The organism is Cohnella boryungensis, from assembly GCF_042651945.1.
GTDB classification, from domain to species: domain Bacteria; phylum Bacillota; class Bacilli; order Paenibacillales; family Paenibacillaceae; genus Cohnella; species Cohnella boryungensis.
The window spans coordinates 1-26,376 of the sequence record NZ_JBHSED010000021.1; the positions used below are offsets into that span (position 1 = coordinate 1).

General features: G+C 56.3%; 18 protein-coding genes. 14 read left to right on the forward strand and 4 right to left on the reverse strand.

Going from position 1 to position 26,376, the window contains the following annotated elements; genetic code table 11:
- Nucleotides 1–88: 88 nt before the first annotated feature.
- A complete protein-coding gene (locus ACFO1S_RS12535) occupies nt 89–283 on the reverse strand; it encodes a transposase (protein ID WP_378126894.1) in 195 nt (64 codons plus the stop codon).
- Between the two features lie 251 nt (nt 284–534).
- Nucleotides 535–1,347, reverse strand: a complete 813-nt coding sequence (locus ACFO1S_RS12540; RefSeq protein ID WP_204605291.1) for an undecaprenyl-diphosphate phosphatase — start codon at nt 1,345–1,347, stop codon at nt 535–537.
- Nucleotides 1,348–1,587: 240 nt separating this feature from the next.
- Here ACFO1S_RS12540 and ACFO1S_RS12545 point away from each other — a divergent pair, with 240 nt between their 5' ends.
- From ACFO1S_RS12545 to fur, 11 genes are all read left to right on the forward strand, one after another.
- Nucleotides 1,588–3,576: a helix-turn-helix domain-containing protein gene (locus tag ACFO1S_RS12545; protein ID WP_204605292.1), complete on the forward strand. Its 1,989-nt coding sequence runs from the start codon at nt 1,588–1,590 to the stop codon at nt 3,574–3,576.
- Between the two features lie 199 nt (nt 3,577–3,775).
- Nucleotides 3,776–4,294: a MarR family transcriptional regulator gene (locus ACFO1S_RS12550; RefSeq protein ID WP_378126866.1), complete on the forward strand. Its 519-nt coding sequence runs from the start codon at nt 3,776–3,778 to the stop codon at nt 4,292–4,294.
- Nucleotides 4,272–4,847 carry a nitroreductase family protein gene (locus ACFO1S_RS12555; protein ID WP_378126867.1) on the forward strand — a complete coding sequence of 192 codons (576 nt, stop codon included), beginning with the start codon at nt 4,272–4,274 and terminating at the stop codon, nt 4,845–4,847. The genes ACFO1S_RS12550 and ACFO1S_RS12555 overlap by 23 nt, the downstream gene beginning before the upstream one ends.
- Before the next feature lie 28 nt (nt 4,848–4,875).
- Nucleotides 4,876–5,358 (forward strand): nitroreductase family protein, encoded by a 483-nt coding sequence (locus ACFO1S_RS12560; RefSeq protein ID WP_378126869.1) that lies wholly within the window; start codon nt 4,876–4,878, stop codon nt 5,356–5,358.
- A gap of 147 nt (nt 5,359–5,505) precedes the next feature.
- Entirely contained in the window at nt 5,506–6,522 is a 1,017-nt protein-coding gene (locus tag ACFO1S_RS12565; protein WP_378126870.1) for an ABC transporter substrate-binding protein, read from the forward strand.
- A 223-nt stretch (nt 6,523–6,745) separates the two neighbouring features.
- Nucleotides 6,746–8,338 carry an AraC family transcriptional regulator gene (locus ACFO1S_RS12570; protein ID WP_378126872.1) on the forward strand — a complete coding sequence of 531 codons (1,593 nt, stop codon included), beginning with the start codon at nt 6,746–6,748 and terminating at the stop codon, nt 8,336–8,338.
- A 224-nt stretch (nt 8,339–8,562) separates the two neighbouring features.
- Entirely contained in the window at nt 8,563–9,216 is a 654-nt protein-coding gene (locus tag ACFO1S_RS12575; protein WP_204605294.1) for a GntR family transcriptional regulator, read from the forward strand.
- A gap of 33 nt (nt 9,217–9,249) precedes the next feature.
- Nucleotides 9,250–10,227: a sugar kinase gene (locus tag ACFO1S_RS12580; protein WP_204605295.1), complete on the forward strand. Its 978-nt coding sequence runs from the start codon at nt 9,250–9,252 to the stop codon at nt 10,225–10,227.
- Between the two features lie 28 nt (nt 10,228–10,255).
- Nucleotides 10,256–10,918 carry a bifunctional 2-keto-4-hydroxyglutarate aldolase/2-keto-3-deoxy-6-phosphogluconate aldolase gene (locus tag ACFO1S_RS12585; protein ID WP_204605296.1) on the forward strand — a complete coding sequence of 221 codons (663 nt, stop codon included), beginning with the start codon at nt 10,256–10,258 and terminating at the stop codon, nt 10,916–10,918.
- Between the two features lie 312 nt (nt 10,919–11,230).
- Complete coding sequence (locus ACFO1S_RS12590; RefSeq protein ID WP_204605297.1) at nt 11,231–19,834, forward strand: Tc toxin subunit A-related protein; 8,604 nt, start codon at nt 11,231–11,233, stop codon at nt 19,832–19,834.
- Between the two features lie 104 nt (nt 19,835–19,938).
- Nucleotides 19,939–20,427 (forward strand): ferric iron uptake transcriptional regulator, encoded by a 489-nt coding sequence (gene fur, locus ACFO1S_RS12595; protein ID WP_204605298.1) that lies wholly within the window; start codon nt 19,939–19,941, stop codon nt 20,425–20,427.
- A 101-nt stretch (nt 20,428–20,528) separates the two neighbouring features.
- Here the strand turns inward: fur and ACFO1S_RS12600 are convergent, their stop codons facing one another.
- Nucleotides 20,529–21,446 carry an NHL repeat-containing protein gene (locus tag ACFO1S_RS12600; protein ID WP_204605299.1) on the reverse strand — a complete coding sequence of 306 codons (918 nt, stop codon included), beginning with the start codon at nt 21,444–21,446 and terminating at the stop codon, nt 20,529–20,531.
- On the reverse strand, nt 21,439–22,236 hold the full coding sequence (locus tag ACFO1S_RS12605) for a phytanoyl-CoA dioxygenase family protein (protein ID WP_204605300.1): 798 nt from the start codon (nt 22,234–22,236) through the stop codon (nt 21,439–21,441). Before ACFO1S_RS12605 ends, ACFO1S_RS12600 begins: the two co-directional genes overlap by 8 nt.
- Nucleotides 22,237–22,424: 188 nt before the next feature.
- Here ACFO1S_RS12605 and ACFO1S_RS12610 point away from each other — a divergent pair, with 188 nt between their 5' ends.
- From ACFO1S_RS12610 to ACFO1S_RS12620, 3 genes are all read left to right on the forward strand, one after another.
- Nucleotides 22,425–23,345, forward strand: a complete 921-nt coding sequence (locus tag ACFO1S_RS12610; protein ID WP_378126875.1) for an AraC family transcriptional regulator — start codon at nt 22,425–22,427, stop codon at nt 23,343–23,345.
- A gap of 436 nt (nt 23,346–23,781) precedes the next feature.
- On the forward strand, nt 23,782–24,285 hold the full coding sequence (locus ACFO1S_RS12615) for a WGxxGxxG family protein (RefSeq protein WP_378126877.1): 504 nt from the start codon (nt 23,782–23,784) through the stop codon (nt 24,283–24,285).
- A 214-nt stretch (nt 24,286–24,499) separates the two neighbouring features.
- Complete coding sequence (locus ACFO1S_RS12620; RefSeq protein ID WP_204605302.1) at nt 24,500–26,359, forward strand: cache domain-containing sensor histidine kinase; 1,860 nt, start codon at nt 24,500–24,502, stop codon at nt 26,357–26,359.
- Nucleotides 26,360–26,376 lie beyond the last annotated feature (17 nt).

Genomic DNA, 26,376 nt, shown 5'->3' on the forward strand with positions numbered 1-26,376 from the left:
GCTGTAATACTTTAATTATACAGCAAAGAAGGTACTGCTCTCTCAATGTAATTGAGGAACGTTACCTTCTTTTAGTTGAAAGACTTTTTCAGTGGCCTCCCTCTAAGCGTACCTGTGGCAAGCCACGAAGCAGGAACCGTCGGAATCCCCGGTTATTCTTGATTTGTCCAAACACACTTTCTGGGTCAATCATTCGCCTAACGAAAAGCGCGTACCCTTCTTCACTTCGGAGTTTCTCCTGCGCCTGTTTTCTCAGACGCATGTAGCGATATCTTTTTGCAATTCTGTGGGCATTTTCTTACCTCAATCGATGAAAAAAGAGGGCATGTATCTCCTGGAGGAGCGGAGCGTTGGCCTTTGCAGTCGTGAAATTTCCTCGTTACGAGTTTACAAATTCAAAATTTCACGAATGCAACAGCCACCGGAAGGAGTTACATGCCCGCAAAACCATAATCGATGTAAAAGAAAGAAGCTGCTCAAAAGTTTAGCACTTTTGAGCCAGCCCCGTTGTTTTGGTTGAATGATGAAGCTCGGTTACAGGAAGATCAGCAACAGAATACCGGCTGCGAAGCAGTAATAGGCGAAATATTTCAGATTACCCTTCTCCATCAGGTTCATAAACCATCTCATAGCGAAGTAGGTCACGACCAGCGTAGCCAGAAAAGCGATCAGGTACGGAATCGCCAGCGAGGAGAGGTGGGGATCGGTCGCAATGTCCGACGCTCCGAGCACAAGTCCTCCCAGGCTGACCGGAATGTACAGCATGAAGGAGAAGCGAAGCGCGGTATCCTGTTTCATGCCGACGGCAATCGAAGTAATGACGGTCGACCCGGAGCGGCTGATGCCGGGAATCAATGCGACGGCTTGCGCCAGTCCGACAATCAAGGCGTCCTTGAAGGTGAGATCGCCGTCTCTTTTGCGTCCGCGCAGATTACGGATGAGCCAGAGCGCGACACCGGTCAGAAGCAGCGAGACGGCTACGGTTTTGGCCGAGGAGAAGTATGCTTCGATGTCCGACTTGAACAGCAAACCGATAATGACGGCGGGAATCGTCCCTGCGACGATATACAGCAGGAACAGAAAGTCTTTGCGGCATTCGGTCTCTCGTGTGCGGAGGTAGCGGAATCCGTTGCGAACGAGCCGGAAAATATCGCTTCTATAAATGTACATTATTGCAATCAATGAAGCCGTATTCGTAAGAATTTCGAAGCTGAGTCCGTTTTGCTGCATGCCGAGCAGCTTCTGGACGACGATCAGATGTCCGCTGGACGAGATCGGAATCGGTTCGGTTACGCCCTGAACGATACCTAATAGCAAGTACTGCAGCAGTTCAATGAATCGTTCCATTTCCAACCTACTTTCTTTCGTTAAGCGTTGCAGCTATTCTCTAAGCCGGGTCATTTTAATAGAGTAGACGAGCCTGTGTGCCTTGTCAACGACCGGGAGGGCCGAAGGCGCCCAGGGCTTCGCAAGGAGATCGGCCGTCGGCGGCAAACGGCGCTGCCGCTGTTGCCAATGAGAAATGTTATCAATTAAGATGAGTATACTAGCTGACACAGCGCGAGGAGCAAGGGGACGAGCGACGAAATGAATCTGAAGAGCCAGATCCTGTTATGGAATCACGCCAATGTGAGAATCATGGATATTCGTCTTAAAACGTTGGAGGCGGGCGAGCGGTGGCAAGCCTATCGATTGCCCTCCAGCGCTTTTCTGTTCACCGTTAGAGGAAGCGGGAGAGTGGAGATGGAAGGCCGGCTTCATCGGATTCGGGGCTATCACTTATTTCACGGGGGCAAAGGGCTCGAGCTGGAGGTTTGGGCGGAGGAGGAGCTTCACTTGTATCTGATTCTGTACAGAGCAACGCTAGCGCTTCCCTGTCCGCCCGATGTCGCGCTGCTGGCCGAGAAGGATAATCCGTTCTATTACCGGTACGAATTCGCTCCGCGTTACCCGATTTCCCTGCATGACAAGCTTGAAGCGCTCGATAAGGAGTGGCAAGAGACAACGGGGTTGGGCAAGGTGCAGGCCAAGGCCATTTTCTATCAATTTGTCCATGAGCTGCTGTGGCAGCTTCGGCAGCAAGAGATCGAGCCGGCGAAGCCGGATATCGCCGAGCTGGCCATTCGCTATATTCATGAGCGTTTCCATGAGCCTCTGACCCTTGATTCGATAGCCGAGGCGCTGGAATGCAGCGGAGGACATCTGTCAAGAATGTTCAAGAACAGAACGCATACGAGCCCTATTCACTATCTTGGTCAGGTGCGGGCAGACCGAACGAAGAACATGCTCCTGCGGACGGATGCGACGCTGCAAGAGATCGCCGAAGCTGTGGGATTCCCGGATGCCCATTCCCTGAGCCGCAGCTTTAAGAAATACTTCGGACTATCTCCCGCTCGTTACCGCATGAAAGGAGGCAAGTCATCGGCAGATCGGGATTTGCCCAGTGGGATGCAAGGAATTGCCGTTTTGCAAAAGACTGCTCGTCTCTATAATGATACTGAAAATCATTATCAAATAGGTGTGGGGAGAGAGTCATTCATGCAAAACAGATCCAAAATCGCCGCCATGACGTTGGTCATGTGTTTGTCGTTTCTGATGAACGCTTGCTCGGGGACGGCCAATACGAACCCGCAGGCATCGGCGAAGCCGTCCGAATCGGCCATTGTCGCGAAGCCCTCGGTCAGCCCGTCGGCCAGCCCGACCCAGGAAGCCAAGAGCGCCACAAGAACCGTATCGACTCCGAAAGGAGACGTGGTAATTCCGGCCGAGCCGCAGCGAGTAGCCGCCGATCAATACATGGGCCATCTGCTGAAGCTCGGCATCGTGCCGATCGGCGTCAGAACGTTCATGCTGGGCGAGGGATGGCTGGAGAAGGCGGGCATCGATAAAGAAGTGCTGGCGGGCATTGAGGATATGGGAGGCTTCCCGATGAATCTCGAGAAGCTGGTCGAGCTGGAGCCGGATCTGATTCTCGGATCGGTCGAGGGGAATATCGAGCAATATGAGAAGGTCGGAACGACCGTCTTCTTGCCGTACTGGACAGGCAAATCGACGGCAGACCCTCTGCAGAAATTCAGGAGCATCAGCGACATATTCGGCAAACGGGAGGAAGCGGAAGCCTGGATTGCGGAATATGAGCAACGCGTCGCGGAGGCACGGAGCAAAATCGCGGGGATCGTCAAGGAAGGCGAGACGGTGTCCGTTCTGCAAATCGGGGATAAAGCGGTCTACGTGCTGGCCGCGGTCGGAGGCAATTACGGGTCGTCCACCATCTATCAGATGCTGCAGCTGCCGCCTACGGAGATCGCCAAGAATATGATGGAAGGCTTCGAATCGATATCGGCGGAAAGCTTGCCTGAATATATGGGAGACCATATTTTCGTCTATTACGGGGAGCCGGAGGCTACGAAGCGGATGCTCGAGAGCGAACTGTGGAAGGGGCTTCCCGCTGTAAAGAACGATCGGGTCTACTTGTTCGGCAATGAGTTTCACGACGAATTCGTCATGGAGGACCCGTATTCCCTGGATCTTCAACTGGATACGATCGTGAATCTGCTGCTGGCCAAGAAGAAGTAACAGGCCGCTTGGAGCAAGGAGCCCAATCGCCGGACAATCGGCGGTGGGGCTCTTTTCATTGTTGACGATGAAGAAAAGATATATTATTCTAATATTGTTTCGTATGAAACAATATTATGAATTGATACTTACAATCATCTGATTACATTTGTAATAATAAAATTTCAATGGAAACAATATGTTGCGGGAGGGAACTCGAATGGATCGGAAACAGCTGGCCAAGCTGGATGTGCATGAGACGTTTATTAAACTCATCCATCAGATGGAGAGCCACGAGGCTCGGTGGAATGAAGCGGTATTGACCATCTTCGGGGAAGAGCTTCAGGGGAATCAGAGCATGACACTGACCGGAATTCACGTTTTGTCCTGCATCGGTGAGCATGAGCCGATTAACCAGACGGGCATCGCGGAGAAGCTAGAGGTCAGCAAAGGCAACCTCTCCAAAATATGCACCAAGCTGGAGAAGAACGATCTGGTTCGCAAAACGCAGCTTAACGACAACAAAAAGGAGCTATTCTATCGTTTGACTCCGAAAGGGAAAAGGCTGTTCGATCTGCATGAGATCGGGCATCGCATGGTGCAGAATCACTTTCTTAATTTTCTGGATCGATACAGCGAATCGGAGCTGGCGACGGCCAAGCGCTTCTTAATGGATGTCATCGGATATTGCCTGGAAATCGAAGGGGTGGATTGGTATGAGTCTCTCAAGCTTGATTAGAGAACGAAGAAGCATCCGCAGATTCAACAAGGCCCCGGTGTCGCGGGAGACGGTCGAGGAACTGCTGGAGCAGGCAACCCGACTGCGCGACCCGGACGGCGACATGCGGTGGCGCTGCATCTATGCGGGCTCGCCGGAGGCGAACCAGCACCTGGTCGACAGCATGCTGGCCAAGGTAAAGGAAAATAAATGGGTCCGCCTGATGCCGGCCAAATGGATGGACGTTGCCGCCAGAAAATTCGCCGAGATTCCCGCGCATCTGATCGTACTCGCCCAGACAGATCCGGACCGCAGCATGAACGATCGGATCTATGCGGATACGTGCCGGGTCCTGCAAGCCTTTCAGCTGCTCGCTTGGGAGCAGGGCCTGGGCATGCTGTGGGACACGGAAAAGCTGATCCGGAACAAGGCTTTCTATTCCAGCATCGGCATGCGGGAAGGGGAGAGGTTTGTCGGGATTTTGCATATGGGGCACTTCGATAAGCCGCCAAGAGGAAGAGGAAGGACGCCCGCCGACAAAAAATGGTCCGTCTATACGGAAAGCGTTCACTAAAGCCGTACGAGGCAGGGAGGGAGCAAGTATGAAGCTAGCCGATTATTTAATGGATTGGCGCAACGTGACGCAGTTTCAGGATCGTCCCGTAGCGCGGGAGCTCGTGCTGGAAGTGCTTAACGATGCGGTATGGGCGCCCAATCATGGGCTAAGAGAGCCCTGGAGATTCGTCTATGTGGATCAGGAGGGCATGCAGGCCATGCGACAGCTGCAGCAGCCTTCTCCGGCCCATCTCCTTATCATCGCGAAAGAGGACGAGGACCCTCACAGAAGGGACGAGGATTTGGCCGCCGTATGCTGCCTGGTTGCCAACTTCGAGCTGCTCGCCAGAGAGAAGAGGCTTGGCACGAGGAGATCGATGCCGGATTGGATTTACGATCCGGAGCTGCGCAAGCGGTTCGGCATCCGGCCGAATGAACGGATCGCAGTCGTTCTCGATCTCGGGCATATCGATCCCGCTGCTGACGGAACGCCTGCGGCTGCCGATCGCATCAGCCTCGAATTGCTATAACGTTCTTGCTTCAAGCATGCTGATTCGTTTGTACAAAAAGCTCGCGGAGAAAGTACATTGAGAGTTCCGCGCCCTTTCCGTATGATTGTCCGTGTAGCAATTGAGAATGAGTATCAATTGCAAGGAGATCAAGGAGAGGGGATTCCTATGAAAGGCTGGAAAAACAAAACGATCGCTGCGGCAGCGGCGATTCTGATGCTTGTCGCGCTGGCGGCGTGCGGCAGCGAGAAGGAGAAGACGGATGCGCCTTCGGCATCGCCGACGCCTACAGCGGCTGCCGCGACGAAATCGGCGGAGCCGTCGCAGGAGACTGGAAAGGAAAGCGAAGAAGAGACGCGGATCGTCAAGGACGAATTCGGCGAGGTAGAGGTTCCGGTCCATCCGAAGCGTGTCGTCGGCGTCTATGTAGAGGATTACCTCAAAGCTCTGGGAGTTACGCCGGTTGCGCAGTGGTATCACCCGCTCTGGGGCAAGCAGGACTACCTGAATATGGACGTTCCGTTGTTCGATATGACGGGCAGCATCGAGGCGCTTCTTGCGCATGATCCGGATCTGATTATCGTGGACGGGGCAGCGGATAAGGAGAAATACGAGCAGTATTCGAAGATTGCGCCGACGGTTCGTCTGCCGGAAAACGTGCTGGCGAGCTCGCGGGACATTCTGAGGTCGGTAGCCGATGCGTTGAACATTCCGGAGAAAGCCGACAGCGTCATTGCCCAGTACGAGCAGAAGATCGCCGATGCGAAGGCGAAGCTGGAGTCGGCGATCGGCAAGGAGACGGTAGCGGTCATTCGTCTGAATGTCGGCGAGAAGACGCTGGCGCTGTTCGGGGTGAGGAATCGGTATACCGGAATGCTGTATTCGGAATTCGGGCTTGAGCCTCCGAAAATGGTGAAGGAGATGACGGAGTTCCAAAGCATACTGTCGGAAGAAGCGATACCGAATTTGGATTTCGATCACATTATCTTCCTGACCTCCAATGGAAGCTGGGATTCACCTGAGAATCAGGAGGACATCGAGGGGCTGAACAGCCCGCTCTGGAAAACGGTGCCGGCCTTCAAGAAAGGAAACATCTATAAGGTCGAGCGCTCGCATTGGCAGAGCGGAGCCATTACCGCCAACGGCATGAAGCTGGACGATCTGACGAGGCTGCTGGTTAAATAAGGATAACTAACGGAAGTAAGAGACTGAGAGCCGCCCGCAGGGGGATGTCTCCAGGAATAAGCTCATCTTCAAGCAAACAGGTTTAGCAAATCAACCTTCTGCTTGGAGGGGGCTTTATTTGTTTCCCCGCGTGCTCCTCCATTGCTGAGCCTCCTATTTTCGAATACACTATCTCCAGTGTCATTGAAAATCATTCTCAACATAGATGAAGGAGCAACGAGACATGCAGGACGAAGCGATCCGCACGAGGCAGCCCGTATATTATTCGATGTCCTCCATCGTATTCAAGCGGGAAAACCCGCAGACGCGGCATACGTTCGCGACAGGAACGCAATATGCGCTGATCGCGGTGACGGCGGGACACGGAAGAATGGTCTTGGCGGGGACGGGTTATCCGCTGCGGCAAGGAAGCTGCATGCTGATCGGCCCTGCATGCTCCTCCCGGCTGGAGGCGGAGGAGGGAGGACTGAGCTATTACCGGCTGGGCTTCGAAGCGATCGCTGCGGTCAAGAACAGCGAGGCGCTCCCGCGGACTGGCGGCTTGCCGGCTCCCGGCGCGCTAGAGTGCTCCCCGTTCTCGCAGGGTCTGCTGCTGCTGGATGCTCTCTATCGCCAGCGCGAGGCGGAGGACGAGCTGGAGGTGTTCGAGAATCAAGTGCGCTTCGAGCAGCTGCTGCTGTTTCTCTTCAAGCAGAACCGCGCGGCCGGCTACGAGCAGCGGACGCGACAGGCGGTGCTGCAGTCCATCGAGGAGTTGGAGCACAATTACGCCCAAGCATTCACGGTAGATCAGCTTGCCCTTCGCGCAGGCACGAACCGGGCCAAGTATACGCAGATGTTCAAAGACTTGACCGAGCAGCTTCCTCTCGAATATTTGAACGGCCTGCGAATAGAGAAGGCGCAGCAATTGCTGCTGTTGTCGCAAGACAAGCTTGTCGATATTGCGAATGCGGTAGGCTTTAACGACGAGTATTATTTCAATCGGCGATTCAAACAGGAGGTCGGGGTGACGCCTGGACAATTTCGCCGCCATCATCGGAATCCGGATCGCATATTCGCGCCATTTCTGGAGGATTTTCTAATGGCGCTCGGCATTACGCCCGCCGTTCAGTTCTCGGGAAAGAATTGGGGGAAGCAAGGATATCTGGCCATGCATGCGGTGCCGGAATTCGATGTCACGACCGGGGACTGGCAGGCGCTGTCTCGCTTTCAACCGGAGATGATTTTATTGGACGGGGGTTATCGCCGCTGGAACCTGGATAAGTACAAGCGAGTCGCGCCCGTGTTCAGACTGCCGTCGACAAGCGAGGACTGGCGTTCGACGCTTCACGCGATCGCGGCCGTGTTCGGCGTTCAGGATCGGGCGGCGGAGGTCATTGGCAGCTATGAAAGTCTGGTTGAGACGGCAAAGGAACGGCTTAGCGGCTTACGGAAACAGCGGCAATGCGTAGCTGTGCTTCGCGTCTCGGCCCGGTCGATCCTGCTGTATGGCGGAGACGGCCGAGGCTATACGGGGCCGATCCTCTACGGCGATTTGGGACTTGCGGAGCCTGCGCTCGTTCGCGAGATGAAGGATCAGGAGCGCAGGGTTGAGATTTCGCCGGAGGCGTTGGCCCGGCTCGATGCCGATCATGTATTCGTGACGTTCGACAACAGCGAGGGCGAGGGGCGCAAGCTTGTCGACAGTCCTCATTGGCAGGCGCTCCCGGCTGTGCGGAACGGATGCGTCCACGAGGTTGATTTCTGGGCTTGGATGAACTACGGCGTATTGTCCCATATTCGCAAGATCGAGGATGTCTTGAAGGCGCTGGCGTAGCTGCGCATGCTTCATGGCCCCATATAAACCGGCTGCTCCTCTGGCATTGCTGCGCCTGAGAAGCGCCGGTTGTTCGCGTGTCTACTTTACCGCTCACTCTTCACGCGCTACGTGCCAACAATCGTTGACGCATGAAGATCGGCTTGCTATACTTCCATTATCGATATAATTATCGATAATATTATCGATAATAAATGAAGGAGAGATGGGTTATACCCTTTCGATTGGACGAACGAGGTCATTCGTTAAGCGAGCAGGTGTATTTGGCTTTGCGGGAGTCGATCGTCCGGGGCGAGCTGTATCCGGGCTACCGTATGCTCGTGCTTGAGATTGCGACCGCTTTGAAGGTCAGTCAGGCCCCGGTCAGGGAGGCGCTGGAGCGGCTTAAGCAGGAGGGCCTGCTTGTGGGCAAGCCCAATAAAGGGTCGATCGTCGCCGAGATCAAGCAGGAAGAGATCGAGGAAATCTATGCGCTGAGAGAGCTGATCGAGTGGGATGCCGTGCGGAGAGTCATTCCCCGGCTGGACGAAGGAGACTTCGAGCGGCTCATCGGGCTGTACGACGGCATGGTAGAGGCGGCCAAGGAAGAGGATTTATTTCGCTTCATCGATACCGATATGGAATTTCACGGTTATTTTTTCGAGAAATCCGGTAATCAGACCATTTTGCACATTTGGCGGCAGATTGCGGTTAAGCTTAAGCGTTTCATGGCAATAACAAACAAGCTCTACTATCCGGACCTGCTGTCCATTGCCATCAGTCATGCTCCATTAATCGAGGTGCTGAGGGACGGGGATGAACAGAAGATCGAGCAGGCTTACGTCCGGCATATGAAAGAGGTCTGGTGGCGCATGGGGCGAAACAAGTCCCTGAAATAAGCTTCGCGACAGGAAGGAGAGGCTACGGGAAAAATGGTGCAAACGTCAAGTGAGAGATTGAGGCAGACGGGAATCGATGTAGTTACCTTCGGCGAAACGATGGGACTGCTGCTGGGCGGACCGAAAGGCATCGAGCATGCCGGCAGTCTGGACAAATCGTTCGGAGGCGCGGAGAGCAATGTCGCCATCGGGCTCGCGCGGCTCGGACACTCCGTCGGATGGTTCGGCCGTCTGGGCAATGATCCGATGGGCCAGATGATTCTGAAGGGCATTCGCGGAGAAGGCGTAGACGTCTCGGGGGCGTCGTTGTCAGCGGATGAGCCGACGGGCTTGATGCTGCGTGAGCAGCTATCGGGCAAAACCTCGGTTTATTATTACCGCAAGCTGTCGGCGGCGAGCGCGATGAAGCCGGAGCATCTGAACCCGGAATACATTGCGGCTGCGAAGTATTTGCATGTGACGGGCATTACGCCGGCGCTTAGCGAGAGCTGCCGGGCTACCTTGCGGGAAGCGATTCGCATCGCCAAGGCGAACGGAGTCAAGATCGTCTTCGATCCGAATCTGCGACTGAAGCTGTGGGGCTTGCAGGAGGCGCGGGAGACGCTGCTGCAAATTGCCGAAGAGGCCGATTATTTCCTGCCCGGACTGGATGAGCTGCAGCTGTTGTACGAAACCGAGGATTTCGAGCAGATCGTCGGCAGGCTAAGGCAGTTAAACGCTCAATGCGTTGTGAAGGGCGGCGCAGACGAAACCTATGTCGTAGGCGAGACGCAGGTGACAGCGGTGCCGTACTTCCAAGCCAAGCACTTCATCGATCCGATCGGAGCCGGAGACGGGTTCTGCGCGGGATTCTTGTCCGGCTTGCTGCGGGGATTCGAACCCGTAGAGGCGGTTCGTCTCGGCAATCTGGTCGGCTCGCTGGTCGTACAGATGGCAGGAGACTGGGAAGGGCTCCCAACGTTAGCCGAAGTCGAAGCGATTCTGGGCAATCAGAAGCATATCGAAAGATAAGATCAACCTGGGAAGGAAGACATAAGCCATGAACAAAATAAAAACGATTCAAAGATTGGTAGACGCAGGTGTCGTCGCGGTGCTCCGCGGCAAGGACGCGAACGAGGTTGCCGAGATGGCGGAGCAAGCGATCGCCGGCGGAATTAAAGCGATTGAGGTCACGATGACAGTGCCCTCGGCGTTGAAGGCGATCGAGAAGCTTGCAGCCAAATATTCCAGCACGACTACCGATCCGGACAAATTCGCCATTATCGGCGTGGGTACGGTGCTCGATCCCGAGACGGCGCGGGCGGCTATTCTGAGCGGCTCCGAATTCGTCGTGGGACCGGCGTTGAATCCGGCGACGGTTGCGCTCTGCAATCGTTACCGCGTGCCGGTCATGCCAGGCGTCATGACGATCAAGGAAATTCAGGAGGCGCTTGAGCTGGGCGTCGATATCGTCAAGCTGTTCCCGAGCACGACGCCGGCCATGATCAAAGCGATCAAGGGTCCATTGCCGCAGGCGAACGTGATGCCGACAGGAGGCGTTACGCTGGACAATGTGGGCGAATGGATCGCCGCAGGCGCCGTAGCCGTCGGCATCGGCTCCGATCTGACGAACGAAGCCGTGAAGAAAGGCGATCTTAGCCTTATTGCGAAGCGCGCGGCGCTGTATGCCCAAGCGTTTAAGGCTGCCAAAGCATCGATTTAACCTATCCATTAATTTTGCATTCCTACCGCGCTGCGGACCGAATGCCTGTAAGAGCAAACCTTGCCAATCGGCGCGGGTTTGCTCTTTTTTGTTATGACCGGAGCAAGGGTGCGCCAGCGGCGGCAGCGGACAGAGAATGGAGTGCGCAGCGATTCCGTTACGGTCATGATGACCGCCGTCACTACCGGGGCAGCGTCATATTGACATAAAATTTGAGAGCAGGTTACACAAAAGACTATTTTTGGGACCGAACGAGGATGGATCTTACGCAAGGAAGCATCACCAATTTTCTTGAAAGGATTGTGAGATCAAATGCTTAACGAACAGCACACCGTGATCGGAGCAGCGCTCATGGGCGAAACGGCGGTGCAGGGCGCGCTCGTCGAGGTTTACAGCGTAGGCTTGCGGGACGAAACGCGAATCGGGGAGGCGATGACGGATGAATGCGGGCGATTCCGGGTTGCGTACGATGTCGCGGCGTTCAGGAGGACGGGAAGGAAAACGATAGATCTGCGGGTGAAAGCTTCGCATCGGGAGATGGAAGTTGAACCTTTCGTTTCCTCGGTTATCTACCGTGCGCGGGGGAGCGAGTCTATCACGATTCATTTTGTGCCGCTCAAGCCGCAGGGAACGGAATGGGAAAGAGTGGAATCCGCTCTGGAGGAGCTGCTGAACGGAGAAGAGCCGACCGGCTTGACGGAGGAGGAGGCCGTGTACGCGTCCGGCGCGAGCGGTATCCCGATTGAGCGGGTGCTGAACTGGAGGGCCGCGCATGTCCTGAGTCGAGGGGATAACGGAGAAGTGGCCGCGCAAGCCTACTACGGCTTGCTCAGGCAAGGTTTGCCGGTGGAGGGGGAAAGCCTTGCCGCGATTGATCCGGCCGAGCTTGAAGCCGCCTTCGTCAAGGCAGAGACGCTGGGGCAGATTTCTCCTCAAGTCAAGGGAGAGCGCGAAGCGAACCTGCGCCAGCTGCAAGAGATCGGTCGCCGGAAAACACGACAGGAGAACGGCATCGCCGCGTCGGCCAGGCTGCCCCTCCCGGCTGAAGCTGTCCCTGACTCCTTGAACGAGAGTCTCGCCCGTCTCATTGGTCGACAGCCTCTGCCTCCGATGGAGGAAGCGGAAACGAACGTCCGGGCAGAGAAGCGCGCTGCGATTTCGTCCGAATCAGCCGCAGCTAGCCCGAAGGATATCCCGCAGCCGCAGGAAGAATGGCTGCGCCGGGAGCGCAACCTGTTTCCGGAGCTGGACATGGACAGCGCATTGGAAGAAGCCCGTCGATCCGGCCGCTTTCATAATCCATTGCGCGAGAGGCTGGCTCGGTTTTTCGAGCAATCGCCGGATTTCGATCTCGGCTCGACAGTCGTCGACGAGTATGTGGGCAATGGCGCGGGAAGCTTGCACAAGAGCGAAGCAGAGCAGGAGACGGCAGCGCTGGTTTCCCGGCTTAAGGCCTGGCAGCGGGCGTATCAGATCAGCCCTCGGCCCGAAAGGATGCAAGAGCTGCTCGCTAACGGGCTCGAATCGGCGCTGGATGTGGTCAGCCTGGGAGAACAGGCCTTCGTCAAGCTCCTCGGGCCGTCGCTCGGAGGCGATGACGAGGCGAAAGCCGTCTATGCGCAGGCCGATCAGGTCCATGCGACAACCGTTCAGCTGTATGTCTCGGCCTATCAAAGCATGCACGATATTACACCGGCCGCTCTGGGCGGCTCGGCGCTGAACGAGCAGCTCCGAAAGGCGCTTCCCGACTGGGCGGCCTTGTTCGGCAGACTTGAGCTGTGCGACTGCGCGGAATGCAAGTCGGTCTATAGCGCCGCAGCCTATTATGTCGATCTGCTGCAGCTGTTGAACCCGAAGACGCTCCTTCCCGGCATGACCGAGCGTCCGCTGGACGCGCTGAGACGGCACCGGAGAGACCTGGAGCATCTGAAGCTGACCTGTGAGAATACGAATACGCTCGTTCCTTACATCGATCTCGTCAATGAAGCGTTGGAAAGCTATATTGTCCATGGCTATCCAATCGCCAACAATACGGACGCGGGCAGCGCGGCGGAGGACTTGAGCGTCAATCGCGAGTACAGCGATTCCTTTCCCGAAAGCATCACAAACGCGGCTGCGACAGCCGTAAAGCATGCGGTATTTCCGCTTTCCCTGCCCTTCGACCGGGCGCTGCATTCTACAGGCGCGTATCTGGAGAGGCTGGGAACCGATCTGCATGAGCTCAAATCCGCGTTCCCGGACGGCCATCCCGCCTACGCATTGGCGGGCGATTACCTCGGGCTGTCCTCGATGGAGCGGAACATCTGGATGGGGCGGCTGGAACGCCAATTGTGGGAATTTTACGGCTACTCTTCGGCGACGGTGTCTACAAACGGGCTATGGGGAGAGTATTACTCGAATCAGGACTTATCGGGCGCTCCGGTCTTGACGCGAATAGACGGACCGATTACGCAGACGTGGCATCATGAGCCTCCGGCGCCGACGGTGCCGAAGAAATTCAGCGTTCGCTGGACCGGCGCGATCGTCCCTAAGCGGTCGGGAGCGATGAAGCTGCACTTCGATGGAATGAGCGGAGGGTATCGCTTATGGTTCAACGGAGCGCTGCTGTTCGACCGCTGGAATGTGGTCAATCCGGAAGTCGGCGTTACGCAGCCGATTCCGATGCAGGCGGGACAATCCTACAGCCTGCGAATTGAATACCGCTGCGGAGGGGGCAGCGGAGAATGGACCCATTTGGCCTGGACGCCGGCGGAAGGCAACACCATCGAGGCGATCCCCGCCGAGGAGCTTCGCACGCTGCAGCCTTGGCATCAGCATCTGTCGAATGTCGCTGAGTTTCTGAAGCGCGCGGAGATCAGCTATGACGAATTGCTGGAGCTGCTCGGCTCGAAATATTTGAACGCGAATCCCGCTGTCCCGAACGTTTGGATTATGGCCCAATCCGACCCGGGCGAGCTGGAATACAGCTGGCTGCAAAATGTGTCGTTCGACAATTATGCGCCGCTGCGCGACATTCACCGATTTTTGCGATTGCGACGGAAGCTCGGCTGGAGCGTTCGCGAGCTGGACAAAGCGCTTAGCGCTTTAGGACGCGAGCGGGAGTCTTTCCTCGTGGAACTGGCGGACATGAAGCGGCTGCACCGGGCGCTGGGGCAGAGCCGCACTACGGAAGCGGAGCTGTACAGCTTGTGGAGCACGCTGGATACGGACGGGGACGATTCGCTGTACGCCCGGCTGTTCCAGAACAAAGCGCTGAGCAATCCGCCCGATGCAGACTTCGCCTTGCTTAGCGGGGGCAAGGAGATTCGCGGGCATGCGCTGCCGCTTCAGGCTAAGAAGTCCCAACTGCTTGCGGTGCTTCGCTGGAAGGAAAACGATCTGCAGGCTGTGCTGGAAGCGACCGGTTTAGCCGGACCGAATACGAAGCTCACGCTGGCGAATCTGTCCGTCTTGCATCGCTACGCCTTGCTCGGACGTCTGCTGTCGCTTGCGATCCCGGAGCTGATCGCCCTGCTGCGAATGACGGATACGCCGGCATTTCGTTCGCCGGCAGATACGCTCGCGGTAGTCGCCCTGAATAAAGAGCTGCTGGAGGCCGGTTCCCGGATCGGCGAGCTCAGTTATTTGCTGGGCGACCGGGAGCTGCAGAATCAGCTTATGGCGCCAACCGATTTGGCGGTAGGCCAGCTTATGAGCGCATTGGCGGACGGATATCGCCGCATTCGGGAATCGGCAGCCGGGGGACAGGAAGCAGAGGCCGCGCTTGTTCGAGTATTCGCGATCCAGTCGCTGGCGGGAGCGTTAGGCTTGTCGGATGAAGCCGTATCCGGACTCCTAGAGCGTCTGCTGCGCTGCTCCGACGCCAACAACCCCGGCGCTCCGATGATCCGCGACTTTCTGACGCTGGACCCTGTATCGCTTCCAATCTCCTATCGCAAGCTTCACAAGGCGGCGCACTTGATCAAGAGCCTGGAGCTGGAGCCGGAAGAGCTGCAGTATTTCCATGACAATTCGGTCCATTTCGGCGGCCTTGACTTTAATGCCCTTCCTGCCGGGGAACAGCCTTCGGCCGCCGAGCTTCGCGCCTTGTTCGGCCAATGGCGTCTGCTGGCGCAATACAAGCAGCTCAAAGGCTTGCTCCGGCCCGGCGCTCCGGGTTGGCTGAAGCTGTTCGCGGAAGCCGGCAAGCCGGAGGCTTCGCCGGAGAAGCTGATTGGGCTGCTGAGCGAGTTGACCGGCTGGGACTCCACCGAGCTCGCCGTAATCGTCGGAGAGTCAGGCTGGAAGCTGACCCCGGCAAGCTTCGTAAATCCGTCGCGGATTCCGTCGCTGCGCAACGTGCTGCAGCTAAGCGAACGCATCGGCATTCCTGCGGCGAAGTGGCTGGGTTGGACGAAGGAGCTCCCGGATGCCGCCATGGCCCGTGAAGTGAAGAATGCCGCCAAGTCGCGGTTCGACGAGCAAGCATGGCGGCAGATCGCAGCCGTCGCAGAGGATGGACTCCGCGAGAAATGGCGCGATGCGTTAGTCGATTACGTGCTGCAGATGCAACCGATCAAGGCTAACGGAATCGGGAACGGCAACCAGCTATTCGAATATTTCCTGATTGATGTCGAGATGAACGCCGCCATGAAGACTTCAAGAATCAAACAGGCGATCTCATCCGTGCAGTTGTTCGTGCAGCGCTGCCTGTTGAATCTGGAGCCCGGCATCTCCCCAGGTTCGATCAATACGGACATGTGGGAGTGGATGAAAAGCTATCGGGTGTGGGAAGCCAACCGCAAAATTTTCCTCTATCCGGAAAACTGGCTGGAGCCCGAGCTGCGGGATGACAAGACGCCGTTCTTCGAGCAGCTGGAGCAGGATCTTCTTCAGTGCGAGGTGAACGACGGCAATCTCGCCCAAGCGTTCGGCCGCTATCTGACTCAACTGGACGAAGTGTCCCGACTGGATATCCGGGCGTTGCATCGCGAGGGGCAGGATATGCATGTCTTCGCTAGAACGTATTCTGTGCCGCATGCGTATTATCATCGCATTCGAAGCAAGGAAGGCTGGACGCCCTGGAGCAAGATCGACGCGGACATTCAAGGAGATCATCTGGTACCTTATTCCTTCAATTCGAGCCTGTATTTATTTTGGAGCCAATTCGAGAAATCCGCCGAGCAGAAGGATAACCGGCCGACGGGCTCGCAGCCGGGGGCTTCCCAGGAACGGATGTCGGTGAAGCTGGCCTGGTCGGAGTTCCGCGACAGCCGTTGGTCGGGCAAGCGCGTATCGGCCGAGAGCCTGTTCTTGCAGATGCTGACGCCTACGGATACGCTTGAGCAGGCGAGGAAGCTTTACCATATCCACGTTCAGCGATTATCGACCGGAGAGGATCTGGCGATTGAGATTCGTTACAAGCCAGAGCCGCAGGGCAACGATGGCTTCCAAACCTGGATATACGGAAGATTGATTTATAACGCTTCGCGCAAAAGCACGAAAGTCCTCAACCGATCTTCGGCCGAACGGGCTATTGTGGTCGCGCCCGATAATATGGAAAGAACGGACACGATGTTTCAAGCCGAACAGGATGCTCTGCTTGCGATCCCTTACGGCAGGGATACGAGGCGCTTCGGACCGAAGATCAAGCTGATGGAGCAGACAAAAGGGACGACGCGGTTCGTTGTGCCTTCGGAGCGCAGGGATTTCTCCTTCTACCAGGATGAGCGGACGTTGGCTTACGTTCATCAGGACTACTATCGTACTTATTACGCGGAAGAGCCCGAAGGGGCCGCCACGAAGACGATGCAATATGAAATGCTGTTCCATCCGCTGGTCAGGGACTTCATCCGGCTGTACAACGCCCGGGGGGTCAAAGGACTGCTTTCGCTGGACGCCCAGCGGCTGACGAACGAGCTGGGTTATCCGCGTATCTTCCATCAGACGTACAGTCCGACTTCGAATCTATGGGGCTCGCCGGAGGAGAATGTCGATTTCCGCGTTATGAGTGCTTACGGCATTTACAATTGGGAGATGTTCCTGCACATTCCGCTGCTCCTGGCAGACCGGCTTTGCAAGGAGCGGAGATTCGAAGAGGCTTTGAAATGGTACCATTACGTCTTTAATCCGACGATCGATTCCAGCGAGCCCGCGCCGGCGAAGTATTGGCGATTCCTCCCTTTCTTTCAGAATACGGAGGAGAATCGGATATGGAGGCTGTTAACCGCCTTGGCGGACCCAAGCGGCGACCCCGACGTCAAGAAGGAGCTTCAGGAAGAGATCGCCGCCTGGCGCGTTCATCCGTTCGAGCCGCACCGAATCGCGAGAATGCGTATCGCAAGCTATCAGAAATCCGTTGTCATGAAGTATATCGATACGCTGGTCGCCTGGGGAGACGATCTGTTCGCCCGGGACACGATTGAATCGATCAACGAAGCGACACAGCTTTACGTGACGGCGGCTAATCTGCTCGGAGCCCGCCCGCAGCGCATTCCGGAGATGACGAAAGCCGCGGATCAATCCTATGCTCAGCTGCGGCAAGTCGGACTGGACGATTTCTCGAACGCGCTTGTGACGGTGCAGAACCGGTTCCCGTCGGTCAAGGTGCAGCCGTCCATCGGCCCCAACGGTGCGCCGCTTGGCGCGGGGGTCGGCAGGTCGCTGTATTTCGGAATTCCGAAGAACGACAAGCTGCTGGCTTACTGGGATAAGGTAGAGGACCGCTTGCGGAAAATCCGCAACGGCTTGAATCTCGAAGGCGTTTCCCGGAGACTGGCTCTCTTCGAAGCGCCGATTGATCCCGCAGCTGCTGTGTCCGCCGTTCGCGGCGGAGCGGGTGCCGGGTCCGTGCTAGCGGACACGCTTCAACCGCTGGGCAGCTACAGGTTCGCGGCAGTGCTGCCGAAGGCGCTTGAGCTGTGCGGCGAGGTTAGAGCACTTGGCTCCGCTCTGCTGTCCGCGCTGGAGAAGAAGGATGCGGAGGAGCTCGGCAGCCTTCGGGCGCGTCATGAGTCGTCTTTGTACCGGCTCATTAGACAGGTGCGCAGCAGCCAGATCGAGGAAGCCATTAACGCTATCGAAGGCCTGCAGAAGTCGCGGGCGGCTGTCGAACACAGGAGGAAGCATTACGCCGGGCTGCTGGCTGGGGGGTTCAATACGTTCGAGAATCTTCAATTGTTGGGCATGGGCGCTTCTGCCCTGCTGCAGGGGGTTGCCGGCGGCTCCGAGTTGCTGTCGTCCGCAGGCCACGCTCTGCCGGACGCCACACTTGGAGCGGCGGGCATATCCTCGCCATTAGCGGCGGCCCAATACGGGGGCTCGAACGCCGGCCGCTCGGCCAACTCCTTCGGTCAGGCCATGAAGACGCTGGCCTCGATTGTGGATACCGGAGCGGCGATGAGCGGAATCGTAGGCGGCTATAAACGCAGGGAGGCGGAATGGAAGCTTCAGGAGGAGCTCGCCTCGCGGGAGCTGGCGCAGATCGACACCTCGATCGCCGGGGCCGAGTTGAGGAAGGGAACGGCGGAACGCGAAATGGCCGGTCTTGAGCTGCAATTGGCGCAAGCGGACGAGACGGAGCAATATCTTCGCGGCAAATTCACGAATCGCGAGCTGTATCAGTGGATGGGAGCCCAATTGTCGACGCTTTATTTTCAAACCTATCAGCTGGCCTACAATATCGCGAAAAGAGCCGAGATGGCATATCGATTCGAACGAGGAACGGTGAATTCCGGCTTTATCCAGTTCGGCTATTGGGAGGGCTTGAGGAAGGGGCTCCTTGCCGGCGAGCGGCTGCATCTCGACCTGAAAAGGCTGGAGACGGCTTATTATGAACAGAATTCGCGGGATTACGAGATTACGAAGTCCATCTCCCTTGCGCAGCTTGATCCGATCGCGCTCATCGCGCTCAAGCATACGGGGACTTGCAGCATCGCATTGCCCGAAGAGCTATTCGATATGGACTACCCGGGTCAGTACATGCGCCGAATCAAAACCGTGAGCGTCTCCGTGCCTTGCGTAACGGGACCCTATACGGGCGTGCAAGGCAGGCTGACGCTGCTCTCAAGCCGCATTCGGGCAAGCGCGAGCGCGGCGGCTCCCTACAAGCGACAGCCGGACGATGCCCGATTCCTGCACGATTTCTCGGCGGTCCAGTCGATTGCTTTCAGCCATGCCCAGAACGATTCCGGCTTGTTCGAGCTATCGTTCCGGGATGAAAGGTATTTGCCGTTCGAAGGCGCGGGAGCCATCTCGGATTGGAAGCTGGAATTGCCGCGGGAGACGAACGCTTTCGATCTGGATACGATCTCCGATATCGTTATTCGAATCAGCTATACCGCGCGGGAAGGCGGAGACGCATTAAGGTCGGCGGCATTCAAGAGCGCCGTGCTTGAAGCGGCGGAGACTCAAGGAACGACGGCCTCACCTGCCCTGGCGTTGCCGGGACAGCCGAATCTTCGCAGGCTGTTCAGCCTGCGGCACGAGTATTCGTCGCAATGGCATCAATTCCTGAGCCCGCCGGGTTCCGCAGCAGGCCAGAGCCTATCGCTGATGCTGGAGGCGGCGCGGTTCCCTTATCGCTATCGCGGCAGGGTGCTGACGATTAACCGTGTCAAAGCGTATTTGAAGCTGAAGGAGGGGACGGCTTACCCGGGTCAAGGCTCGCCGCTGGAGCTGAAATTAACTCCTCCGGGAGGCGGAGACGGCGTTGCGGCGGAGCTCGTGTCGAACGCTGCGATTCTGCACGGGATGCCGTTCGCGGATTTCGAGCTCTCGTCGGAAGGCAAAGGTTATGGAGAGTGGCTGTTGTCTGCCGAAGAGGCTGCAATCGCAGCTCTGCCGGATGCATTGAAGACAACTATAAATGGTCGAACGAGGCTGAACGCGGATCGGATCGAGGACATTCTGGTCTTGTGCGAGTACGGAATTGTCTAAACGGCCAAGCGCTACACTTGCTTTAATTTTTGCGCCTAATTTGCTATGATGGGAGAAAGTGCATTCAAGGCTGAGAGCAGCCGGAAGCGGAGGCGCACATAACCATGACCACGAGCATCTTGGAGCAGATCGACAAGATCAACCGGCAATTGACCGTGAACGGATATAAGCTGACACCGCAACGAGAAACGACGTTGATGGTGCTTCTGGAGAACGAGAAGGATCATCTGAGCGCGGAGGAAGTGTTCATGCTCGTCAGGCAGAAGTATCCCGACATCGGCCTGGCTACGGTATACCGGACGCTGGAGCTTCTCGCCGAGCTGCAGATCGTGCAGAAAATGAACTTCGGAGACGGTGTCGCGCGGTTCGATCTCCGCATGGAAGGACACGACCATATGCATCACCACCTGGTATGCAAGGTGTGCGGAGCGCTGGAGGAAATCCAGGAGGATTGGCTGACGGATCTGGAGCAGAGAGTCGCGCAAGAGTACGGCTTCCGCGTTACCGATCACCGTCTGGACTTCATGGGAGTTTATCAGAACTGCAAGAACAACAACAGACCGTGCAAGAGAACGAGCAAAGCCGTTTCTTGAGCAGGCTGCGACAACGTCCCGGAGTGCTTCTTTAAGCGCAAATGGCGGGTGCAGAGATTTTCTCTGCCCCGCCATTTTTTTGTTGAGCTGTGCCCTCGCGTTCAGGGGGTGACGATCTTCCATTTCGTCACACGGCCTTGCGGCACCCATTCCGCGACGTAAATATGGCCGTCGTGCACGCATAATCCGTGCGGGGAGATGAAGCGGTCCGGGAGCCATTCCTCGGGCGGAATGTCCGGCCATCTTGGGTCCTCCCAGATGGAAGGGTTCTGACCCGCATGGACGGCGTTCTCGAACCGACCGTCAACTACGGTAATTCGGCCGTTCAGATCGGGCAGAACAAACCCGTGCTCGCCGAGCGCGGTCAAGTCGCACGGCAGCAGGAAGTCTCCGCCGATCGCTTCAACAGGCGTCCCGTCCAGGCGAAAGCTGACGAAGCGCCGGTGACGACGGTCCGCCACATACAGCAGCGGCTCTACGGCACGGGTATCGATGAACAGGCCGTGCGGCTCGTAGAATACCGGCTCCGCGCCTGATTTGCCTCCCCAGCACTGCAGCCAATTGCCTTCGCGGTCAAACCGATGCAACGCGTATTCTCCGTACCCGTCGACAACATAGATGTCCCCGTTCGGCGCTACGTCGATATCGGTTGGTTTGTATTGCTCGGGCGACCCGTACAGACTCGGGACAGGAGGCGCGCCGATCGTCAGCGCTTCTTCCCCGTCCAGCGTGTACTTGGCGACGAGATGGCGGGCGATGTCCGTCAGATAGACATATTCCTTGCCGTCCTCCTCCATTCTCAGGTGAAGGCCATGCGCACCCTTGGCGAACGAGCTGCCCCACGACTTCAGGAAATGACCGTCCCGGTCGAATATGGCAATCGCATGCTCGCTCATATTGAATACGAACGCGCGGTCGAGGGAGTCGAAGGCAATTCCGTGCGTAAATCCCAGCTTCACCGAATCGGGAACCTTGAGCCAGTCCGGGACAAGCTCAAGCCTGCAGCCGAAGTCAAGCATCGCGCACCGCCAGTACCGGGAACAGCGGCCCTTTCACCGGGTCGTTCTTGGACAGGTTAAGTCCGTCGGTCAGAGGATGGGACGCTCCGCTGAACGTAATGCCTTCCGGCATATAGATGATAGCCAGGGCCCTGCGGGGACGCTCGGTCATGTTCGCATGGGCGTAGTGGAACGTCAGGCCGTTATGGAACGTGCAGCTTCCGGCCTTAAGAGGAACAATGACGGGCTTGCGATCGTCCAATTGTCCGCCTTCGACATAATCGAAGATGTTCTGCGGCTCCAGGAAGTCGATGCCGGTCAGCTTGCCCAGCTTGTGCGACTTCGGAATAAAGGCCATGCAGCCGTTCTGCTCGTTCACATCGTCAAGCGCGATCCAGATGGACATCATCCCGGCTTCGGCTTCGTTGATGGGCCAGTAAGGGGTGTCCTGGTGCCATGGCGTCGGCTTGGAATCGTTGGGCATCTTCCACAGGCCATGGTCATGGAAAAGCCGCATCTTATCGACCCCGGCCAGCTGCAGCGCGGATTGGGCGAATCTTTCGTGAAAGCTGAATCTGCCCATTCCGGCATGGTCTCTCCAGGTGTTGACCTTCTGGTTCAGCACGCGATAATACAGCCCGCCTTGCTTGTCGGTTTGCACGGACCGTTCGCTGGTCGTCTGCATCGCTTCCTCCAAATATTCGCGCAGCAGCTCCAATTCATCGGCAGTCAGCATGTTGTCGATTTTTACGAAGCCGTTCTCTCTGTAGAAGGAGATGTGCTCCTCGGTAATTGGCGTATTCACGGTCATTGTTGTTTCCTCCTTCGGAATGGTCACGCTTACATTTCTTATCTTACAAGCATGAGGGAAGGGTGTGTATGGAGAGAAGTCCGAACTTTTTGTAAAAAAGTCGAATCGAATGAAAGCCGATTTACTAAGGATTGCGGCATGATATAATCGTGAAAAAGACGAGCGGTCGAATGAAAGGGAGCGATTGCATGGCCAGTCCGACCCGGGTGGATTACAGGACATTGTCGCCGTATGTACGCTTCGTGCATGAGGTCAACCTGCCTGCAGGCTTGCATATGCCGGAGAGACATATTTACGATCATGAATTTATTTATGTAGTCAAGGGAGCAGGCCGATTGCGGATCGAGGAGCGGATCTATGAGATGGGCCCGGGCAATCTTCACTACATTCGGCCGCATCGGGCGAACGAAATGAAGATCGTCGGCGACGAGCCGATGCATTGCTTTGCGGTCCATTTCGATTTTGTATTTCTCGGGGAGGCGGAGGACTTCTCGCCGTATGCGGTATATATGGGGAGCAAAGCGGAGGAGGTCGCGCCGGATACGAATTGGCTTCGCGCCAGACCGGACGCGGAATGGAGCGACGTAGACATCCCGGAGCGGCTGCAGACGTCGCAGGTTCACGACTTTTTCGAGGTGTTCCGCGAGCTGTGCGCGAGGTTTCAGGAATCGAGAGCGGATGCCCAAATCTGGCAGAAAGCCGCGATGCTGAAGCTGATCGGTCTCATTCATCGCGAGCTGACGACGGAAGAAGGCATCAAGGTCAGCCATTCTCATGCGGACATGATGCTGGATGCCATTCAATATATGAAGAACGGCTTTGCCGAGAAGATTGATCTGAGGACGCTGGCCGCCCGTGCCGGATTGTCTCCGAAATATTTCGGCACGCTGTTCAAGCAAGCGACAGGCCAATCGCTTCCTCAGTACTTAGCGGGGGTCCGCATCGCGGAAGCCAAGCGATTGCTGCGGGAGCATAAGCGCTCCATCGAGGAAATTTCGGAGCTGGTCGGGATCGGGGATGTATATTACTTCAGCAAGCTATTCAAGAAATCGGAGGGCTTATCCCCAAGAAAGTACGCCGATTCCTTGCGGTGGTTATCCGCCGAATAAAGCACAAAGCCCGCCGTCCTTGCCGGATGGCGGGATTTCATGTGCTTTAGAGAATCAGTAGCACGCGCCGGCGCTCAAGATGATTACCAAGAGGACGAAAAGCACAAGTGCAATTGCGGCGGCGCCCGTAGCCGCGCCTTTAACGCCGCAAGCCTCACCTGCAACTGGATATCCCATATCGTTCACCACCTTGCTTTTTTTATGACGATTCGTCACGATCTAGCTTATGTCAGGATGGATATCCGGTCAGTACATTTACCCATCTTGGCGAAAAACAGGCTCATGTACATTCACTCCGCCTTAGGATAGGCGCCATGCGCGTCCGAAGAGGTTTTTTTGCATGGATATGGCTGCAGAGCCGTTGATCCGGACAGCATACTTTGAAGCCTGAGGGACATCTTAAGGGGGCAGTCAATTCGCTTAAGGAGGGTTTATTTTGAGAAAAACGTTAGCCGGTCTGTTGTTGGGGATGTGCTTGTCTCTCGTTCTAATCGTTCCTGCATTCGCAATGACGACTACAGGCAAAACCACCGGGACGGAAAGCACGACCTTAAACGGCGCTACCGTGCCCACCAAGACGTACTATCCTAATGCAGGCAGAGTGGATAACGTCACCCCGATGAACGGCACGACGCTGAACGGTACCCTGAACAACACCCTGAACGGCACACGCATCGGGACAGGGCCGACCGGCACTTATGGCACTTACGGCAATTATGGAACTTATGGCACGGACGGCAGATACGGGGCTTACGATACGAACAGAATGAACTACTATCGTCCCTATTCCACCAACCCGGTAACCCGCGCCACCAACAATACGGTGAGAAGAATGGAAACGACAACGGCAAGAACCGGCTTTGGCTGGGGCTGGCTTGGCTTGCTCGGTCTGTTCGGTCTGGCCGGCATGCGCAGCCGCAATCGCGACGAAGCACGTTAATCGCGGCGATCAACGCTCCTCCTTCAGCCGTTATCCGGTTGAAGGAGGAGTTTTTATGATGTCATGATTCCGTGCATATTTGCTGGAAAGAAGGCTTTGTATGCGTAGTTTGTCATGTGTTAGCAAATCTTGCTTCTTGTTAGCATAAAAAATGTTAAAATAGGGGGCGGCGGATAACAATCACGGGCGAAGCGTTAGCCGAAGGGGAACGACAATGGGAATATGGAGAAGCGGACTGCGGAAGCTGCTGCAATGGCCGGTAAAGCGCATGGAAAGCAAGCTGTTCATCGTCTTTCTCTTTTTGATTCTGTTGCCAATGGGGGTGCTGAGCTATTCGTCTTCGGAAAGGTATCAACGATCCATTGAGAAGAACACGATAACCTATGTGTCGCAGGTGTCCGACATGATGATCAGCAAGCTGGACGATTATATGGAGGACATCAAGAAGCTGTCCATCATTCCTTCCTACGTCGATAATATTATGGACGGATTGCTGCTATCAAATGAATACTACGAGAGCCTGTCAGGCAAATGGAATGCAGGGAAGCCGGGCAGCGCAAGCCTTCTTGAGCAGGAGGAAGCCTTCGAGCAATTCGGCATCGGCGGGAAGATCAGGGACAGCATTTATTTCCTGAACACGATCAAGCAGGGAACGAATACGGTCTATTTGTTCGATCAATACGATCATTCCTATTCCGTCGTGAGAGGCGGAGGCATTCGCTCCGATCTGGAAGCGGTCTATCCGATGTGGAAGCGGCTCGCGAGCGAGGCGCATGGCCGGCCGGTGCTTGTCTCCACGCAGGAAGTGGCTGGGCCCAATCACAGCGGACAATTCGTATTCACGGTCGTCAGGGCGATTATCGGACCTACATACAAGCAGATCGGCATGATCGCGATCGATGCGAATGTAAGCGTTATCGAGAAATTCGTTGCGGACTTGGACAAGGATACGCGCGGCACAACGCTTATTGTTGACAACGCGGGCAGCGTCGTATTCGACAGCGAAAAAAAATATTTGGGCCAGGATATCAAGCAGAGCGATCTGCTGACGCAAGCGAGCGGGAAGGAAGGCAATTTTCACGGCAGGCTTAATGGCGAACCCGTGCTGACGATTTATAAGCAATCGCCTAATACGGGATGGAAAATCCTCATTTCGATCCCCGAGCACGAGCTGGCCAAGGAAGCGATCCTGACGCGCAAGGTAACGGAATGGACGGCTGTGCTGATCATCGGGTTCGCGCTGATGATTTCCCTGGTGCTGATCCTGGCTTTGACCCGGCCTCTGCGTCGATTGGTCAAGCTGATGAAGGAGGTGCAGAACGGCAATCTGGAGGTGACCTTTCCCGTTCGTCACCGAGACGAGATCGGCTTGGCGGGCAATGCGTTCAACCGCATGATTCAGCGCGTCAAGTCGCTCATCGACGATGTGTCCGCAGCGGGGCAGCGCAAGCGCGAAGCTGAGATTGAGGCGCTGCAGCATCAGATCAATCCGCATTTTATCTATAATACCCTTGAAGCGATTCGAATGACGGCGGTCATCAATGACGATACCGAAGTGAGCGATATGGCGCTGCTCCTTGGCAAGCTGTTGAGATATAGTATCGGTCCGGGGATGGAGACGGTAACGTTGGCCATGGAGCTCGATCATCTCGATACGTACGTCCAGCTGCTGAATTATCGTTACGCCCGCAAGTTCAGGCTGATCTACCCCGAGCATCCGATGGATACGGACATGCCGCTGATGAAGCTGCTTTTCCAGCCGATCGTAGAGAACTCGGTGTACCACGGCATGGACGAAACCAAGCCGGGCATGGATATTCGTATTTCCTACGCCCGCGAGGGAGCGGATCACGCGTTCTCGATCGAGGACAACGGAATCGGGATGCCCCCGGAGACGCTTCAGCGTCTGAGAGCCCGGCTGGACGATTGCCGTTCGGAGGACAAGGGCAGAAGCATCGGTCTGCGCAACGTTCACGAAAGGCTGAAGCTTCGATACGGAGAAGCATACGGCATTACAATAGACAGTCGGGCGGGAATCGGCACGAGGGTGATCTTCCGCATCCCGTCACAATAGCCGCGAAGGGGAAATGT

Bases quoted from the DNA above. Each gene is read 5' to 3' on its own strand.
- ACFO1S_RS12585 (WP_204605296.1), top strand. From the start codon at position 10,256: ATGAACAAAATAAAAACGATTCAAAGATTGGTAGACGCAGGTGTCGTC.
- ACFO1S_RS12560 (WP_378126869.1), top strand. From the start codon at position 4,876: ATGAAGCTAGCCGATTATTTAATGGATTGGCGCAACGTGACGCAGTTT.
- ACFO1S_RS12590 (WP_204605297.1), top strand. From the start codon at position 11,231: ATGCTTAACGAACAGCACACCGTGATCGGAGCAGCGCTCATGGGCGAA.
- ACFO1S_RS12545 (WP_204605292.1), top strand. From the start codon at position 1,588: ATGAATCTGAAGAGCCAGATCCTGTTATGGAATCACGCCAATGTGAGA.
- ACFO1S_RS12565 (WP_378126870.1), top strand. From the start codon at position 5,506: ATGAAAGGCTGGAAAAACAAAACGATCGCTGCGGCAGCGGCGATTCTG.
- ACFO1S_RS12570 (WP_378126872.1), top strand. From the start codon at position 6,746: ATGCAGGACGAAGCGATCCGCACGAGGCAGCCCGTATATTATTCGATG.
- ACFO1S_RS12550 (WP_378126866.1), top strand. From the start codon at position 3,776: ATGGATCGGAAACAGCTGGCCAAGCTGGATGTGCATGAGACGTTTATT.
- ACFO1S_RS12610 (WP_378126875.1), top strand. From the start codon at position 22,425: ATGGCCAGTCCGACCCGGGTGGATTACAGGACATTGTCGCCGTATGTA.
- ACFO1S_RS12555 (WP_378126867.1), top strand. From the start codon at position 4,272: ATGAGTCTCTCAAGCTTGATTAGAGAACGAAGAAGCATCCGCAGATTC.
- ACFO1S_RS12540 (WP_204605291.1), bottom strand. From the start codon at position 1,347: ATGGAACGATTCATTGAACTGCTGCAGTACTTGCTATTAGGTATCGTT.
- ACFO1S_RS12620 (WP_204605302.1), top strand. From the start codon at position 24,500: ATGGGAATATGGAGAAGCGGACTGCGGAAGCTGCTGCAATGGCCGGTA.
- fur (WP_204605298.1), top strand. From the start codon at position 19,939: ATGACCACGAGCATCTTGGAGCAGATCGACAAGATCAACCGGCAATTG.
- ACFO1S_RS12580 (WP_204605295.1), top strand. From the start codon at position 9,250: ATGGTGCAAACGTCAAGTGAGAGATTGAGGCAGACGGGAATCGATGTA.
- ACFO1S_RS12605 (WP_204605300.1), bottom strand. From the start codon at position 22,236: ATGACCGTGAATACGCCAATTACCGAGGAGCACATCTCCTTCTACAGA.
- ACFO1S_RS12600 (WP_204605299.1), bottom strand. From the start codon at position 21,446: ATGCTTGACTTCGGCTGCAGGCTTGAGCTTGTCCCGGACTGGCTCAAG.